Annotated in this window: 14 protein-coding genes; 8 read left to right on the top strand and 6 right to left on the bottom strand. The window is 69.2% G+C overall.

The genetic code is table 11. The features are described 5' to 3' along the window. Positions 1-13: 13 nt before the first annotated feature. From gyrB to dnaA, 6 genes are all read right to left on the bottom strand, one after another. Positions 14-2,077 (bottom strand): DNA topoisomerase (ATP-hydrolyzing) subunit B, encoded by a 2,064-nt coding sequence (gene gyrB, locus ABZ854_RS05270; protein ID WP_129308018.1) that lies wholly within the window; start codon positions 2,075-2,077, stop codon positions 14-16. Between the two features lie 454 nt (positions 2,078-2,531). Then, entirely contained in the window at positions 2,532-3,101 is a 570-nt protein-coding gene (locus tag ABZ854_RS05265) for a DciA family protein (protein WP_361204525.1), read from the bottom strand. After that, entirely contained in the window at positions 3,098-4,255 is a 1,158-nt protein-coding gene (gene recF, locus ABZ854_RS05260; RefSeq protein ID WP_361204522.1) for a DNA replication/repair protein RecF, read from the bottom strand. The genes ABZ854_RS05265 and recF overlap by 4 nt, the downstream gene beginning before the upstream one ends. A 36-nt stretch (positions 4,256-4,291) precedes the next feature. Further along, positions 4,292-5,167, bottom strand: coding sequence for a phosphogluconate dehydrogenase (NAD(+)-dependent, decarboxylating) (gene gnd, locus ABZ854_RS05255; RefSeq protein ID WP_361204519.1), 876 nt, complete (start codon positions 5,165-5,167; stop codon positions 4,292-4,294). Positions 5,168-5,467: 300 nt separating this feature from the next. Next, the gene (gene dnaN, locus ABZ854_RS05250) at positions 5,468-6,598 is read right to left on the bottom strand and encodes a DNA polymerase III subunit beta (RefSeq protein WP_129308022.1); all 1,131 of its coding nucleotides are present in this window, start codon (positions 6,596-6,598) and stop codon (positions 5,468-5,470) included. 907 nt (positions 6,599-7,505) lie between these two features. Beyond that, positions 7,506-9,719, bottom strand: coding sequence for a chromosomal replication initiator protein DnaA (gene dnaA / locus ABZ854_RS05245; protein ID WP_361204516.1), 2,214 nt, complete (start codon positions 9,717-9,719; stop codon positions 7,506-7,508). A 374-nt stretch (positions 9,720-10,093) separates the two neighbouring features. On the opposite strand from dnaA, the gene rpmH reads away from it, so the two are divergent. From rpmH to ABZ854_RS05205, 8 genes are all read left to right on the top strand, one after another. Then, positions 10,094-10,231, top strand: coding sequence for a 50S ribosomal protein L34 (rpmH, locus tag ABZ854_RS05240; protein WP_003956500.1), 138 nt, complete (start codon positions 10,094-10,096; stop codon positions 10,229-10,231). Between the two features lie 21 nt (positions 10,232-10,252). Further along, positions 10,253-10,624 carry a ribonuclease P protein component gene (gene rnpA, locus ABZ854_RS05235; RefSeq protein ID WP_361204513.1) on the top strand — a complete coding sequence of 124 codons (372 nt, stop codon included), beginning with the start codon at positions 10,253-10,255 and terminating at the stop codon, positions 10,622-10,624. Next, the gene (yidD, locus tag ABZ854_RS05230; RefSeq protein ID WP_129308026.1) at positions 10,621-10,986 is read left to right on the top strand and encodes a membrane protein insertion efficiency factor YidD; all 366 of its coding nucleotides are present in this window, start codon (positions 10,621-10,623) and stop codon (positions 10,984-10,986) included. The genes rnpA and yidD overlap by 4 nt, the downstream gene beginning before the upstream one ends. A gap of 3 nt (positions 10,987-10,989) precedes the next feature. Next, complete coding sequence (gene yidC, locus ABZ854_RS05225) at positions 10,990-12,285, top strand: membrane protein insertase YidC (protein WP_361204510.1); 1,296 nt, start codon at positions 10,990-10,992, stop codon at positions 12,283-12,285. A gap of 15 nt (positions 12,286-12,300) precedes the next feature. After that, the gene (locus ABZ854_RS05220) at positions 12,301-12,813 is read left to right on the top strand and encodes a R3H domain-containing nucleic acid-binding protein (protein WP_361204507.1); all 513 of its coding nucleotides are present in this window, start codon (positions 12,301-12,303) and stop codon (positions 12,811-12,813) included. Between the two features lie 116 nt (positions 12,814-12,929). Further along, a complete protein-coding gene (rsmG, locus tag ABZ854_RS05215; RefSeq protein WP_361204504.1) occupies positions 12,930-13,646 on the top strand; it encodes a 16S rRNA (guanine(527)-N(7))-methyltransferase RsmG in 717 nt (238 codons plus the stop codon). A gap of 333 nt (positions 13,647-13,979) precedes the next feature. Next, positions 13,980-15,053 carry a ParA family protein gene (locus ABZ854_RS05210; protein WP_361204501.1) on the top strand — a complete coding sequence of 358 codons (1,074 nt, stop codon included), beginning with the start codon at positions 13,980-13,982 and terminating at the stop codon, positions 15,051-15,053. Then, a complete protein-coding gene (locus ABZ854_RS05205) occupies positions 15,050-16,144 on the top strand; it encodes a ParB/RepB/Spo0J family partition protein (protein ID WP_361204498.1) in 1,095 nt (364 codons plus the stop codon). The genes ABZ854_RS05210 and ABZ854_RS05205 overlap by 4 nt, the downstream gene beginning before the upstream one ends. Positions 16,145-16,393 lie beyond the last annotated feature (249 nt).

Here is a 16,393-nt window from a genome sequence, read left to right as displayed (position 1 = left end):
AGCTGAGACCGACTCAGATGTCGAGGAAGCGGACGTCCTTGGCGTTGCGCTGGATGAACTGGCGCCGGGCCTCGACGTCCTCGCCCATCAGGACCGAGAACAGGTCGTCGGCCTGGGCGGCGTCGTCCAGGGTGACCTGGCCGAGGACCCGGTGCTCCTGGTCCATCGTGGTCACGCGCAGCTCCTCGGCGTTCATCTCGCCGAGACCCTTGAAGCGCTGGATCGAGTCCTCGCGCACGCGCTTGCCGCGCTGGCGGCCCATTTCGATCAGCGCGTCGCGCTCGCGGTCCGAGTACGCGTACTCGACGTCGTCACGGCCCCACTTGATCTTGAACAGGGGCGGGCGGGACAGGAACACGTGCCCGGCCTCGACCAGCGGCCGCATGAAGCGGAACAGGAACGTGAGCAGCAGGGTGTTGATGTGCTGGCCGTCGACGTCGGCGTCCGCCATCAGGATGATCTTGTGATAGCGGAGCTTCTCGATGTCGAAGTCCTCGTGCACACCCGTGCCGAACGCGGAGATCAGCGCCTGGATCTCCTGGTTCTGCAGGATCTTGTCGATCCGCGCCTTCTCGACGTTGAGGATCTTGCCGCGGATCGGGAGGATCGCCTGGTACTGCGGGTTGCGGCCGGACTTGGCCGAGCCGCCGGCCGAGTCACCCTCGACGATGAAGATCTCGCACTTGGTGGGGTCGTTCGACTGGCAGTCGGACAGCTTGCCCGGCAGGGACGCCGACTCCAGCAGGCCCTTGCGGCGGGTCAGGTCGCGGGCCTTGCGGGCCGCCACGCGCGCGGTGGCCGCCTGGATGCCCTTGCGGATGATGTCCGCGGCCTCCACCGGGTTGCGGTCCAACCAGTCGTTGAGGTGCTCGTAGACCGCCTTCTGCACGAAGGTCTTGGCCTCCGTGTTGCCCAGCTTGGTCTTCGTCTGGCCCTCGAACTGCGGCTCGCTCAGCTTCACCGAGATGATCGCGGTCAGACCCTCACGGATGTCGTCACCGGTGAGGTTGTCGTCCTTCTCGCGCAGCAGCTTCTTGTCGCGCGCGTACTTGTTGATCAGGCTGGTCAGGGCCGCGCGGAAGCCCTCCTCGTGCGTACCGCCCTCATGCGTGTGGATGATGTTCGCGAAGGAGTACACGCCCTCGCTGTAGCCGCCGTTCCACTGCATGGCGACCTCGAGGGACAGGCTCTTGTCCTTGTCCTCCGCCTCCAGGTCGATGACCGTGGGGTGCACGACGTCGCCCTTGCGGGAGTTCAGGTACTTCACGAAGTCGACGATGCCGCCCTCGTAGTAGTACGTGACCGCCTTGACCTCGGCCTTCTCGTCCGCGCCCGCCTCGTCCGCACCGCTGGTGGCCTTCGCCGACTCGCGCTCGTCAGTGAGTTTGATCGTCAAACCCTTGTTGAGGAACGCCATCTCCTGGAAGCGCCGCGACAGCGTCTCGAAGGAGTACTCGGTGGTCTCGAAGATCTCCGCGTCGGCCCAGAAGGTGACCGTCGTACCGGTCTTCTCGATGGCCTCGTGCTTGGCCAGCGGGGCCGTGGGCACGCCCATCTTGTAGTCCTGCGTCCAGCGGTGACCGTCGGTCCTGACCTCGACGGAGACCTTGGACGACAGCGCGTTCACCACGGAGACACCGACGCCGTGCAGACCGCCGGAGACGGCGTACCCGCCGCCGCCGAACTTGCCGCCCGCGTGCAGCACGGTGAGCACGACCTCGACGGCCGGCTTGCCCTCCGAGGGCACGATGCCCACCGGAATGCCACGGCCGTTGTCGACGACCCGGACACCGCCGTCGGCGAGGATCGTCACGTCGATCGTGTCCGCGTACCCGGCCAGCGCCTCGTCGACCGAGTTGTCGACGACCTCGTACACCAGGTGGTGCAGACCGCGCTCACCGGTGGAACCGATGTACATACCCGGTCGCTTGCGGACCGCGTCCAGGCCTTCCAGCACGGTGATGGCGCTGGCGTCGTAGGAGGCGGTGGCCTCGCCGCTCACGCCGGCGTCGGTGGACGGGATGTTCTCGTTGGGGTTGCCGGAATCGGCCACGAAGCGCCCTTTCTGGCACAGCACGAGCCGGGCTCGTCGGCAGGTTGCCGGAGCGGCTGCGGCATGTTGCGTTGGTAAGCCTTGATCAGCGTTGCTCAGCGTTTCCCGGGCGGTCCCCACAGCGGGGCGGGATTGTCTCCCAGTCTACCGGTAGCACCGACAGTGATGGGGGTTTGCCGGTACCTGAGTCCTCATGTGCCGCCCCAAAATGGTCTCGGCCGGGTACCGATATACGGAAGGGGGCTCCAAGCGGCTCACAGCGGCACTCAGCGCTTCGGGCCGTCAACCCTTGGCTACTGGGGGGTCAGCTCGTGATCCACAGCTGTGGACAGGGACGGGCCCGCCGGTACGGCGACGGCGCCCGGGACCTTCAGGACGTGAGGTACGTCACCCGTGCGTCACCCGCAGATCCCGCGCCTCAGCCGTGGATCCCGAGCCTCAGCCGTGGATCCCGAGCCTCAGCCGTGGATCCGGTGCGTCACCCGTAGGTGTCGCCGGGTCCCGTACTCCCCGGAGCACGCAGCGGGCCGTAGCGGCGGGCCGGGCCGCCGGGGCCGTTGACCTTGATCACCCGGACCGTGCCGTGCCCCAGGTCCTGGTTCAGCCGCGCCACCAGCGCCGGGGCCAGCAGCCGCAGCTGGGTCGCCCAGGCCGTGGAGTCGCAGGCCACGGAGAGCACCCGCTCGTCCTCGTCGTAGCGCTGCGGCACGCAGTGCTTCGCCAGGTCCTCCCCGACGATCTGCGGCCAGCGGCCCATGACGCCGCCCACCGCGGCCGGGGCCTCCCAGCCGCGCTCGGTGATCAACCGGTTGATCGCGGCGCCCAGCGCCATCGGGTCGCGCCCGTCCGCGCGCGCGCCGGAGCGCAGACCGCCCCCGCGCCGCGCCTGCTTCTTCTGCCTCGCCGCGTCCCCCCGCGCGCGTGCCTGCTCCTTCGCGGCGCGCAACGCCACGCGCGCGAGGTCGACACCGGAGGGCTCGCCCGTGCCCGGCGGCTTCCGCGCGCCCGCGTTCCCGTCGCTGCCGGGGGGCGGCTGCTCGCTGCTCACGCCCGCTCCACCGTCCCGCCGGCCACCGCGTACCGGACGCCCGCCAGCACATGCGGCACGTCGTCGTCCACGGCCGCCGTGACCAGCACCTGCTCGCCGGGGGCGACCAGCTCGGCCAGCCGCTCCCGGCGGCGGGCGTCCAACTCGGCGAAGACGTCGTCCAGCACGAGCACCGGCTCGTTCCCCTCCGCGCGCAGCAGGTCGTACGACGCGAGGCGCAGCGCCAGCGCGTACGACCAGGACTCGCCGTGCGAGGCGTACCCCTTGGCCGGCAACTGACCGAGCCTGAGCACCAGATCGTCGCGATGCGGGCCCACCAGGGTGACCCCGCGCTCGATCTCCTGCTTGCGCACCTCGGTGAGCGCGTCCATCAGCTGCGCGTAGAGGTCCTCGCGCGCGTGGGCGTCGCCGGACCCGGACGGCTTGTCGTCGGCGGACAGCCCGTACGCAGCGGACGGCTTGTACTCCAGCACGATCGGACCGCCGCCCGGCGCCAGTTGCTCGTACGCCTTGTCGGCCAGCGGCTGCAGCGCCGTGACGAGGTCCAGCCGCCGCGCCAGCAACTCGGCTCCCGCGCGCGCGAGATGCTGGTCCCACACGTCCAGCGTGGACAGGTCCATGGCACGTCCGCCGTGCCGCCGGGCGAGCGCGGCGGTCTTCAGGAGCGTGTTGCGCTGCTTGAGCACCCGCTCGTAGTCCGAGCGCACGCCCGCCATGCGCGGGGAGCGCGCCGTGATCAGCTCGTCCAGGAACCGGCGCCGCTCGCCGGGGTCCCCCTTGACCAGCGCGAGGTCCTCGGGCGCGAACAGCACCGTCCGTACGATGCCCAGCACGTCCCTCGGTCTCACCTGCGAGGACCGGTTGATCCGGGCCCGGTTGGCGCGGCCGGGGTTCAGCTCCAGCTCGACCAGCTGCTGCCGCTCGCCCTGACGGACCTGCGCCCGGATCACCGCCCGCTCGGCGCCCATGCGCACGAGCGGGGCGTCGGAGGACACGCGGTGGCTGCCGAGGGTCGCGAGGTAGCCGACCGCCTCGACGAGGTTGGTCTTGCCCTGTCCGTTGGGGCCGACGAAGGCGGTGACGCCCGGGTCGAGCGGAACCTCGGCCCGGGCGTACGAGCGGAAGTCGGCCAGCGAAAGATGCGTGACGTGCATGGTCGTCCCGCCGACCTCCTTCCTGTCCTGTTCCGGCTACTTCTTCTCCACGGCGTGGCCGCCGAACTGGCTGCGCAGCGCGGCGATCATCTTCATCTGCGGCGAGTCCTCCTGCCGGGAGGCGAACCGCGCGAACAGCGAGGCCGTGATCGCGGGCAACGGCACGGCGTGGTCGATGGCCGCCTCCACGGTCCATCGGCCCTCACCCGAGTCCTGGGCGAAGCCGCGCAGCCCGGCCAGGTGCTCGTCCTCGTCCAGGGCGTTCACGGCGAGGTCCAGCAGCCAGGAACGGATGACCGTGCCCTCCTGCCAGGAGCGGAAGACCTCGCGGACGTTCTCCACGGAGTCGACCTTCTCCAGCAGCTCCCAGCCCTCGGCGTAAGCCTGCATCATCGCGTACTCGATGCCGTTGTGGACCATCTTCGCGAAGTGGCCCGCGCCGGCCTTCCCGGCGTGCACCGCGCCGAAGTCGCCCTCCGGCTTGAGCGCGTCGAAGACGGGCTGGACCTTGGCGACGTTCTCTGCGTCGCCGCCGTACATCAGCGCGTACCCGTTCTCCAGGCCCCAGACGCCGCCTGAGACCCCGCAGTCGACGAAGCCTATGCCCTTGGCGGCCAACTCCCCGGCGTGCTTCTCGTCGTCCGTCCAGCGGGAGTTGCCGCCGTCCACGACCACGTCACCGGGCTCCAGCAGCTCGGCCAGCCGGTCGACGGTCGTCTGCGTCGGCTCGCCGGCCGGGACCATCACCCAGACCACGCGCGGAGCGCTGAGCTTGCCCACAAGGTCTTCCAGGCTGTGGACATCCGCGAGGTCCGCGTTCCGGTCGTATCCGATGACGGTGTGGCCCGCGCGGCGGATCCGCTCGCGCATGTTGCCGCCCATCTTCCCGAGGCCGACGAGACCGAGCTCCATCAGTTGTGTTCCTTAGGTCGCTGTATGACATGAGAGGCACTCTCGCCCCCACGTACGACCCTAAACCCGGACGTAGCACTCGTTGGCTGCGGGCATGCGTGCCTCCCCCAGTGCCTTAAGGGCCTGGGGGGACCCCCAGGGCGGCACGGGTGGGCGGTGGGGGTCCCCCCGCTCGAGCGAAGCCGAGAGTGGGGGAGGCACCCGGCAGGCGCCAGTAAGCGAAACCCACCTCGCCCAGCCACAGCACCGGGCGCCCACAAGAGCACCCGACCCTGTGGACAACGGCAGTGGACAACGACCTCAGCCGCTCAACCGCACCGGCATGATCAGGTACTTGTACGCATCGTCGGCCTCCGCATCCACCGCCGGCTTCCCACTCAACAGCGCCGGCTTCGTGGACGTCGTGAACGACAGCTGCGCCACCGGCGAGTCGATCGCGCTCAACCCGTCCAGCAGGAACGTCGGGTTGAAGGCGATCGAGATGTCGTCGCCCTCCAGCTGCGCGTCCACCCTTTCCACAGCCTGTGCGTCGTCGCTCGACCCGGCCTCCAGGATCAGCACACCCTGCTCGAAGCTCAGCCGCACCGGGGTGTTCCGCTCGGCGACCAGCGCCACACGCTTGACGGCCTCCACGAACGGCGCGGTCTCGATCACGGCGACCGAGTTGAACTCGGTCGGGAACAGCGTCCGGTACTTCGGCAGGTCGCCTTCCAGCAGCCGCGTCGTCGTACGGCGCCCCGCTCCCTCGAAACCGATCAGCCCCTCGCCCGCGCCCGAACCGGACAGGGCCAGCGTGACGGTGTCGCCCGCGCCGAGCGCCTTGGCGGTGTCGAGCAGCGTCTTCGCCGGGACGAGGGCGACGGCGGACGCCTCCGGGTTCTCCGGCTTCCACAGGAACTCGCGGACCGCGAAGCGGTAGCGGTCGGTGGAGGCCAGGGTGACGGTGTCGCCCTCGATCTCGATGCGCACACCGGTGAGGACCGGCAGCGTGTCGTCACGGCCGGCGGCGATGGCCACCTGGGAGACGGCGGCCGCGAAGACCTCGCCGGGGACCGTGCCGGTGGCGGTCGGCATCTGCGGCAGCGCCGGGTACTCCTCCACAGGCAGTGTGTGGAGCGTGAAGCGCGAGGAGCCGCAGACCACCGTCGCCCGTACACCGTCTGTGGAAATCTCCACCGGCCTGTTGGGGAGGGCGCGGCAGATGTCGGCGAGGAGCCGGCCGGAGACGAGGACGGTGCCCTCCTCCTCGACCTCCGCCTCGACGCTCACCCGCGCGGAGACCTCGTAGTCGAAGCTCGACAGGCTCAGCTGGCCTTCCTCGGCCTTCAGCAGCAGGCCGGCGAGGACAGGCGCCGGCGGACGGGCCGGGAGGCTGCGTGCCGCCCACGCCACTGCCTCCGCGAGTACGTCGCGTTCCACCCGGATCTTCACCGTAAGCCGCCTCCTGCTGTTGCTACTGAGTCCTCCGACTCGGTGTCACCGCCCCCTGCGATGGGAAGGACACCGGGGACCAGTCTGACGCACCGCACTGACAGTAGGTGCCCGTCGGGGTCAAGTCGCTCCGAGGGACGGTCGGGCGACCGAGGGCGAGTTGTGCACAGGCCCCGCTTCAAAACTGATTCCGAGCTCTCTCTAGTTGGTCGTAGTAGTAGGGGCTGTGGATACCGTGGATAACTTCGTTTTCCCAGCTCAGGGCCCAGATTTTGTCCACTGCCCCTGTGGGCGGAGCCGGTGGACAACTCGCCTCTTCTGTGGAGAACAGAAAGTTCTGCACACTCCGCCCACAGGGAAGGGCGAGTTCTCCCCAGCTGCGTCCCCAGGTTCGGCGACGTTTCCCACAGCCCCCTTCGGCACCTTCGTGTGACGCCTTTCACTCGACGCGGTGACAGGGTGCGTCGCGTTGCCGAACAGTGGACAGACTTGTGGAGAAGGGCGCGATTCTTGGGGACAGCGGGGCTCAGCCTGTGGGTTCCCCGTGGACAACTCCGTGCACGGCCTGTGGATCTCCGCGTTGTCCACAGTCTGTGGAGATCCTTTGTCCACGATTCCACAGGCATCTGACCTGGGGCTTCGGGGCTACGGCGGCTGCCCTGTGGACGCCGCTCGGGACAACTTCGCGGTCCCCAGGATGTGGACGGAAAAAAGTCCCCGAATCTGTGGAGAAAGGCCGTAACCCGGCAGCTATTCGAACACCGGCGGCGCGGGACTGGCGCGGGACGGAGCCGGTGAAAGCGGCCGAGGGAGCGCCGAGCGGAGAGAACGCGTGCCGGTGGACGGCGAAGGGCGCCTTCGGGAATCCCTCCCGAAGGCGCCCTCGGTGCCGGCGTACGGCGGCCGGTCAGCCGTTCTTGATGCGGTTCGTCAGCTCCGTCACCTGGTTGTAGATGGAGCGCCGCTCTGCCATCAGCGCGCGGATCTTGCGGTCGGCGTGCATGACGGTGGTGTGGTCACGGCCGCCGAACTGCGCGCCGATCTTCGGCAGCGACAGGTCCGTCAGCTCCCGGCACAGGTACATCGCGATCTGCCGGGCGGTGACCAGCGCGCGCCCGCGCGAGGTGCCGCACAGGTCCTCCACGGTCAGCCCGAAGTAGTCGGCGGTGGCCCCCATGATGGCCGTCGCCGTGATCTCGGGCGCGCTGTCCTCGCCCCCGGGGATCAGGTCCTTCAGGACGATCTCCGTCAGGCCCAGGTCCACCGGCTGCCGGTTGAGGGACGCGAACGCCGTCACCCGGATCAGCGCCCCCTCCAGCTCGCGGATGTTGCGCGAGATGCGCGAGGCGATGAACTCCAGCACCTCCGGCGGCGCGTTCAGCTGCTCCTGCACCGCCTTCTTGCGCAGGATCGCGATGCGCGTCTCCAGCTCGGGCGGCTGGACGTCGGTGATCAGGCCCCACTCGAAACGGTTCCGCAGCCGGTCCTCCAGGGTGACCAGCTGCTTGGGCGGCCGGTCGCTGGAGAGCACGATCTGCTTGTTGGCGTTGTGGAGCGTGTTGAAGGTGTGGAAGAACTCCTCCTGCGTCGACTCCTTGTCCGCGAGGAACTGGATGTCGTCGACGAGCAGGATGTCCATCTCGCGGTAGCGCTTGCGGAAGCTGTCGCCCTTGCCGTCGCGGATCGAGTTGATGAACTCGTTGGTGAACTCCTCCGAGCTGACGTACCGCACGCGCGTGCCCGGGTAGAGGCTGCGCGCGTAGTGCCCGATGGCGTGCAGCAGGTGCGTCTTGCCGAGGCCCGACTCGCCGTAGATGAAGAGCGGGTTGTACGCCTTGGCCGGCGCCTCGGCGACGGCCACCGCGGCCGCGTGCGCGAAGCGGTTGGAGGCGCCGATGACGAAGGTGTCGAAGAGGTACTTGGGGTTCAGCCGCGCGGTCGGCTCGCCCGGCCCGCTCGGCGACGCCGGCTGACCTCCGCGGGAGGCGGGCCCGGATCCGGAGCCCGCACCGTGAACACCACGACCGCCGGGGCCACTGGGGCCACTGGGGCCCCCGGGGCCTCCGTGGCTGCTGGGACCACCCGGGCCGGAGTGGCCGGTGTGCCCAGCGTGGCCGCCGTTCGTGCCGGGCGACGGCAGTTCCGGCCGGCCCGGACCGCCCCGTCGGACGGCCCCGTTCCCGCCCTGCTGTTCGGGCAGCTCGCGTCGGCCCTGGTCGCGACCCTCGTAGTCCGACCGTGAGGGGTCGTACTCGGAGCGGGCCGCGTCGTAGTCGGGGCGCGGTCCGTCGTAGTCGGAACGCGAGTCGCTGTAGTCGGAACGCGAGTCGCTGTAGTCCGAGCGCGGGCCGTCGTAGTCCGAGCCGGAAGCGTCGTAGGCCGCCCGCGGGCCGCCATCGTAGTCCGGGCGCGGCTTGTCGTAGTCCGGGCGCGGACCGGGGTACTCGCCGCGCTTCTGGTCGTACGACTGCTCGTAGGGGGGCCGCTCCGCGCCCTGCTGGCGGTAGTCCTGGGGCGGGGGCGTGCCGTAGCCGTCCTGCGCGGGCGAGGCGTAGGGGTCGCGCTCCGGGAAGCCGAGCCGCGGCTGCTGCCAGCCGTACTCGTCCTGTCCCGGCCGCGGCCAGGCGCCGGGCTCGGGGCGCTGGTACTCGGACGGGTAGGCGGGCCGGGCGGTGGGCAGCTGGTCGGCGCGGGGTCCGGTCTCGGTGCCCGGGTGCGCGTCGCCGCCCCGGTGCCGGCCGTAGCCCTCGTACGGCCCGGACGGCAGCTCGGGCTCCTCGTAACGCGGCTGCTGCGCGGGGGGCGCGGGCGGTGTGGGCGCTGCGGAGGGGGCCGGCGGTTCGCCCGCGGAGTCGTCCACGGTGATCGCGATGCGGATCGGGCGGCCGCACTCACGGCTGAGGGTCTCACTGACGACCGGTGCGAGACGGCCCTCCAGCACGCCCTTCGCGAATTCGTTCGGCACCGCGAGCAGGGCGGTGTCCGCGACCAGCGCGAGGGGCTGGCAGCGCCGGATCCAGTGCTCGTCCTTCCCTTCGACCCCCTGCCCGCGACCCTCGCCGAGGAGCTGCTCGAGTACTCGTGGCCACACTGCGGCAAGATCGGCAGGTACGTCAGCCACAGGGCACGCTCTCTCACGGGTCCCACGAACGTGTGGTTCTGGGACTGGTCGGGATGTAAATCGGGGCGGTCGGGGATAAGGGAACGAATCAGAGTCCAGTCACGGTAGTCAGCGCGACGGGTACGGTTCAAGTTGTTGTCCCCAGGCTGTGGACAAGTGTCTCTCGGCCGCCGTCGGTTTGACCGGATGGCGTAGCCGCGCGTACCGTAACCAGGTCGAGTTGTCGATGGCTGCTGCCGCCTGCCTCCGATGGGCACAGATCGCTTCAGGTGATCGGGAAGCGGTGCACTCGGGCGTGATACGAGCTACTCGTGGGCGCACGGTGACAGCCAGGACGGCACCCCGCCACTACCGATTTCTTCTGGAGCCCCCGAGTGAGCAAGCGCACCTTCCAGCCGAACAACCGTCGTCGCGCGAAGACCCACGGCTTCCGGCTGCGTATGCGCACCCGTGCCGGCCGCGCGATTCTCGCGTCCCGCCGTAGCAAGGGTCGCGCCCGTCTGTCCGCCTGATCCCGATCAGGTCATGACGTCGTGCTGCCCACCGAGAACCGGCTGAGGCGGCGCGAGGACTTCGCGACCGCGGTACGACGAGGCCGCCGGGCAGGCCGCCCGCTCCTCGTCGTCCACCTTCGTAGCGGTGCCACGGACCCGCACGCGCCTGGGGAGAGCGCTCCTCCGACGTGTGCGGGTTTCGTCGTGAGCAAGGCAGTGGGTGGAGCGGTCGTGCGCAATCAAGTCAAGCGCAGACTTCGCCATCTGATGCGTGACCGAGTCGCCCTGTTCGCCCCCGGTAGCCTGGTAGTCGTACGAGCGCTGCCCGGAGCGGGCGACGCAGACCACGCACAGCTGGCCCGAGACCTGGACGCCGCCCTGGAGCGGCTGCTGGGAGGGGGCGCGCGATGAAGTACCCACTACTGGCCTTGATCAAGCTGTACCAGTGGACGATCAGTCCGTTGCTGGGGCCGGTGTGCAAGTACTACCCGTCGTGCTCCCACTACGGCTACACGGCCATCGACCGGCATGGTGCGATCAAGGGAACGGCTCTGACCGCCTGGCGCATCCTCCGGTGCAATCCGTGGTCGCTGGGCGGTGTGGACCATGTTCCGCCGCGCAAGCGCCCGCGGTGGCACGAAATGCTGCGCAACGCTTGGCGCGCACGCAAGGGCGGGCCCTCCGCCGCCGAACCGGCCCTTGGAGGCAAGCCGCACTCCGCGGTTCCTCCGAGCCCGGCCGCAGAGACCTCGTCCCATGCCCAAGGAGCATGATTAGTGGACACGATTGCCAGCCTCTTCAGCTTCATCACGACACCCGTTTCCTGGGTCATCGTCCAGTTCCACTCGGTGTACGGCGCGATCTTCGGCCCTGACACCGGATGGGCCTGGGGCCTGTCCATCGTGTCCCTGGTGATTCTGATCCGTATCTGCCTGGTCCCGCTCTTCGTGAAGCAGATCAAGGCGACCCGGGCCATGCAGACGCTGCAGCCCGAGATGAAGAAGATCCAGGAGCGCTACAAGAACGACAAGCAGCGTCAGTCCGAAGAGATGATGAAGCTGTACAAGGAGTCGGGTACCAACCCGCTCTCCTCGTGCCTTCCCATCCTGGCGCAGTCCCCGTTCTTCTTCGCCCTGTACCACGTGCTCAACGGCATCGCTACGGGCAAGACGATCGGCGTCATCAACGACCCGCTGCTCGCCAGTGCCCGTAAGGCACACATCTTCGGCGCCCCCCTCGCGGCGAAGTTCATGGACAGCTCGGACAAGGTCGCGGCGCTCGGCGCCACGCTGACGGACGTCCGGGTCGTGACCGCGGTCATGATCGTCCTGATGTCGTTCTCGCAGTTCTACACGCAGCGTCAGCTGATGACGAAGAACGTCGACACCACGGTGAAGACGCCGTTCATGCAGCAGCAGAAGATGCTGATGTACGTCTTCCCGGTCATGTTCGCCGTCTTCGGCATCAACTTCCCGGTCGGTGTCCTCGTCTACTGGCTGACCACCAACGTGTGGACCATGGGCCAGCAGATGTACGTCATCCATAACAACCCGACCCCGGGTTCCAAGGCCCAGGCCGCCTACCTGGAGCGCCTCGGCAAGCACGTCACGACGCACGGCCGGACGCGCCGGCGCAGCGAGAAGGCGATCGTCAAGGCGATCGTCGCCAAGGGCCGTGAGCGCAACGAGTTCGAGCGCAAGTTCATCAACGGCCTCAGCAAGGCGGGCCTCGCGGCCCAGGCCGACGGCACCGTGGTGAGGAGCGAGGGCCAGACCGTGGTGCAGACCGAGGACGGCGGGACCACCGCCGCCGCGGCCACCGCGCGTCGCCAGCAGCCCAAGCGGCAGAGCAAGGCCCAGCGCCAGTCCGGCGGTGCGAAGCAGGCGGGCGACAGCGCGCCGGCCACCACCTCGCTGGAGAAGTCCGAAGAGCCGCAGGACGCCAAGCCCGCGGGTGCCAAGCCCGCCGCTGCCAAGCAGCCCCAGAAGCCCGCTTCCGGCGGCCGCAGCAAGGCCCAGTCCGGGCAGCGCAAGGGTGGCCCGCAGCGACCCAAGTCCCCGTCCAAGAAGTAAGAAGGAGTCCATCCCGTGACGGAAGGCACCACCTCCGCCGCCGCCGAGGGCGCAGACACCCTGACCCGCCTGGAGCAGGAGGGCGAGATCGCGGCGGACTACCTGGAGGGTCTGCTGGACATCGCCGACCTCGACGGCGACATCGACATGGACGTCGAGGCCGACCGCGCCTCGGTGTCGATCATCAGCGATGCCGGCGGCCGTGATCTGCACAAGCTGGTCGGCCAGGACGGCGAGGTGCTGGAGGCGTTGCAGGAGCTGACGCGTCTCGCGGTGCACCGGGAGACCGGGGACCGCAGCCGGCTGATGCTGGACATCGCCGGATTCCGGGCGAAGAAGCGCACCGAGCTGTCCGAGCTGGGTGCCAAGGCCGCCGCCGAGGTCAAGAGCAACGGGGAGCCCGTGCGGCTGAAGCCCATGACCCCGTTCGAGCGCAAGGTCGTGCACGACGCGGTCAAGGCCGCGGGACTGCGCAGCGAGTCCGAGGGCGAGGAGCCGCAGCGGTTCGTCGTCGTACTGCCCGCCTGAGCGGTCCCCTCGTTCCACCGGCCCCGTCTGCCCGCAGACGGGGCCGAACTTTGTCAGCCTGGTAGTTCTGGTGGCCGGTGCGTGGAGCGCCGGCGCGGTACGGAAGGACGGTCCCCGTGACGGAGGCAGCGGAGCTTCCCCCCGCCCCCGAGCAGGCGCGGGAGGTGTTTGGTGATCGTTTCGCCGATGCGGTCCGCTACGCGGAGCTGCTGGCCGAGGCGGGTGTGCAGCGTGGGCTGATCGGCCCGCGCGAGGTGCCCCGCCTGTGGGAGCGGCACCTGCTGAACTGCGCGGTGCTCTCGGAGGCGGTCCCCGAGGGGGTGACGGTCTGCGATGTGGGCTCGGGTGCCGGGCTGCCGGGCATTCCGCTGGCGCTGGTGCGCCAGGACCTGAACATCACGCTGCTGGAGCCGTTGCTGCGGCGCACCACGTTCCTCACCGAGGTCGTGGAGCTGCTGGGCCTGGACCACGTCACCGTGGTCCGGGGCCGGGCGGAAGAGGTGATGGGCAAGCTGCCGCCGGTGCACGTGGTGACGGCCCGTGCGGTGGCTCCGCTGGACCGCCTCGCCACCTGGGGCATTCCGCTGCTGCGGCCGTACGGCGAGATGCTCGCCCTGAAGGGTGACACCGCCGAGGAGGAGCTGAAGGCTTCCGCCACGGCGCTGAGCAAGCTGGGTGCCGTCTCTACGTCCATCCTGCACGTGGGCGAGGGTGTCGTGGATCCGCTCTCCACCGTGGTGCGCGTCGAGGTCGGCGAGAGCCCGGGCGGGGTGCGGTTCGCGGCCAAGCGAGCCAAGGCGGCCCGGACGGGCCGGGCACGCCGACTGCGTTGAGGGCGCCGGTCTAGGTGGATCGGCTGTACTGATCCGTCCTGACGACGAGACGTACTCCACACAAGCTGCCAAACCTACGCGAGTCGGAGTGTCGCGGACATCCGGTCCCCGCGGCTGTGCATCGTGTTTCACGTGAAACGTCGCTCACTGCTGCACGGCATCATCAGTCGCGGCCGCGCCGCGGCAGAACCTCGCGACCGGAAACCTCTCGGCTCACTCGGAGAGGAGCCCGCTTCCCTGCACCCGCCGTCCCCCTCAGGGGGCACGGAGTTGTCCACAGAGGTGGATTTCTCCACAGAAGACCAGGCCTCACTGGTTCATGACCCCGAAGACATGGCAGGCTCTGTTCATTGCGAGCCTGAAGTCGAGGAGAGTGAATCCGTGCGGTCCGACGCCAACATCGCGGGACCGATGACCGATCCGGTCCCCGGTCCCCGTACCGAGTCGACGGGAGCGGATGTTTCACGTGAAACACCGCCCCCGATGGACGACACTCCCATCGGCCGTGCCGCCCAGCTGGCGGTGGAGGCGCTGGGTAGAGCCGGAGAAGGCCTGCCGCGACCCGAGCAGACCCGTGTCGTCGTGGTCGCCAACCAGAAGGGCGGCGTGGGCAAGACGACAACCACCGTCAACCTTGCCGCCTCACTCGCGCTGCACGGTGGCCGGGTCCTGGTGATCGACCTCGATCCACAGGGCAACGCCTCCACAGCACTGGGGATCGACCACCACGCCGAGGTTCCGTCCATCTACGACGTCCTGGTCGAGAGCAGGCCGCTGGCCGAGGTCGTCCAGCCCGTCTCGGACGTCGAAGGTCTCTTCTGCGCCCCCGCCACGATCGATCTCGCTGGTGCGGAGATCGAGTTGGTGTCTCTGGTGGCGCGGGAGAGCAGACTTCAGCGGGCCATCCAGGCCTACGAACAGCCGCTCGACTACATCCTCATCGACTGCCCGCCCTCGCTGGGCCTGCTGACGGTCAACGCCCTGGTCGCCGGCCGGGAGGTACTCATCCCGATCCAGTGTGAGTACTACGCCCTGGAGGGCCTGGGCCAACTGCTGCGCAACGTCGACCTGGTCAGGGGGCACCTCAACCCCGACCTGCATGTGTCGACCATCCTGCTCACCATGTACGACGGCCGGACGCGACTCGCCTCCCAGGTCGCGGACGAGGTGCGCAACCACTTCGGTGACGAGGTGCTGCGGACGAGCATTCCCCGCTCGGTCCGTATCTCCGAGGCACCGAGCTATGGGCAGACGGTGCTGACCTACGACCCAGGGTCGAGCGGCGCCCTCTCCTATCTTGAGGCGGCCCGAGAAATCGCGCTGAAGGGCATCGGCATCAGCTATGACGCCGGACAGGCCCATATCGGCGCCCAGAACGACCCGAACATGGTGGAGGGGATCCAGTGAGCGAGCGACGGAGGGGACTGGGCCGTGGACTCGGCGCACTGATCCCCGCTGCCCCGACCGAGAGGACGCCGGCTCCGGCCACGACGACGGGCGCGGGGTCCACGTCCCCCGCGGCCGTCCCGGTGCTGACGGCTGACCGCGGGGTGGCCGCGGCGAAGGTGGCCACGCTGCCGCCTGTTTCACATGAAACCGAGGAGCCGTTGGCAGCTCCTCCAGCGGAGACGCCCGCACCTCCCGTGGGGGCACACTTCGCCGAGCTGCCCCTCGACTCCATCACACCGAACCCGCGCCAGCCGCGTGAGGTCTTCGACGAGGACGCGCTGCACGAGCTGATCACCTCCATCAAGGAAGTCGGTCTCCTCCAGCCCGTCGTAGTACGGCAGCTGGGCCCCGCCCGCTATGAGCTGATCATGGGCGAGCGGCGCTGGCGTGCTTGCCGTGAGGCCGGCCTGGAGGCGATCCCGGCGATCGTCAGGGCGACCGAGGACGAGAAGCTCCTCCTGGACGCGCTGCTGGAGAACCTGCACCGCGCGCAGCTGAACCCGCTGGAGGAGGCGGCCGCCTACGACCAGCTGCTGAAGGACTTCAACTGCACGCACGACCAGTTGGCCGACCGGATCGGGCGGTCCCGCCCACAGGTCTCCAACACCCTGCGTCTGCTGAAGCTTTCGCCGACGGTCCAGCGCCGGGTGGCCGCGGGGGTGCTCTCCGCCGGCCATGCCCGGGCCCTGCTGTCCGTCGAGGACTCCGAGGAGCAGGACCGGCTCGCTCACCGCATTGTGGCCGAGGGACTGTCCGTCCGGGCCGTCGAGGAGATCGTGACCCTGATGGGTTCCCGGCCTCAGTCGGCTCAGCGGGCGAAGGGGCCGCGTGCCGGCACCCGGGTCTCCCCGGCACTGAGTGAGCTGGCGACGCGTCTGTCGGACCGCTTCGAGACCCGGGTGAAGGTCGACCTGGGCCAGAAGAAGGGCAAGATCACTGTCGAGTTCGCGTCCATGGAAGACCTTGAGCGCATCCTCGGCACCCTCGCTCCGGGCGAGGGACCGGTCCTGCAGAACGGTCCCCAGGACACTGCCGCAGACGAGACCTGACCCTCACGATCTGCTGCACGGGAGCGGGCGGTGTCCGGTGCGTACCGGAACACGGCCCGCTCTTTGCTTTGCGGCGGTATCGAGGGAATCCCTCGGTGGATACGATGCGATCGGGTATGGCGCATCCACCGGACAGCATCTCTGAGTGGGGAGACGGGGCCATGCGATCGATGAGCCGCACCGGACTGGTGAGCGCGGGTCTGGGACTCGGAGCGGTCGGCGGGTTCGTCGGCAGCCTGATCAGGGAAC

The sequence above is a fragment of the Streptomyces sp. NPDC047028 genome (genome assembly GCF_040644095.1).
GTDB lineage: Bacteria > Actinomycetota > Actinomycetes > Streptomycetales > Streptomycetaceae > Streptomyces.
This window is presented reverse-complemented; position numbering and strand designations above follow the sequence as displayed.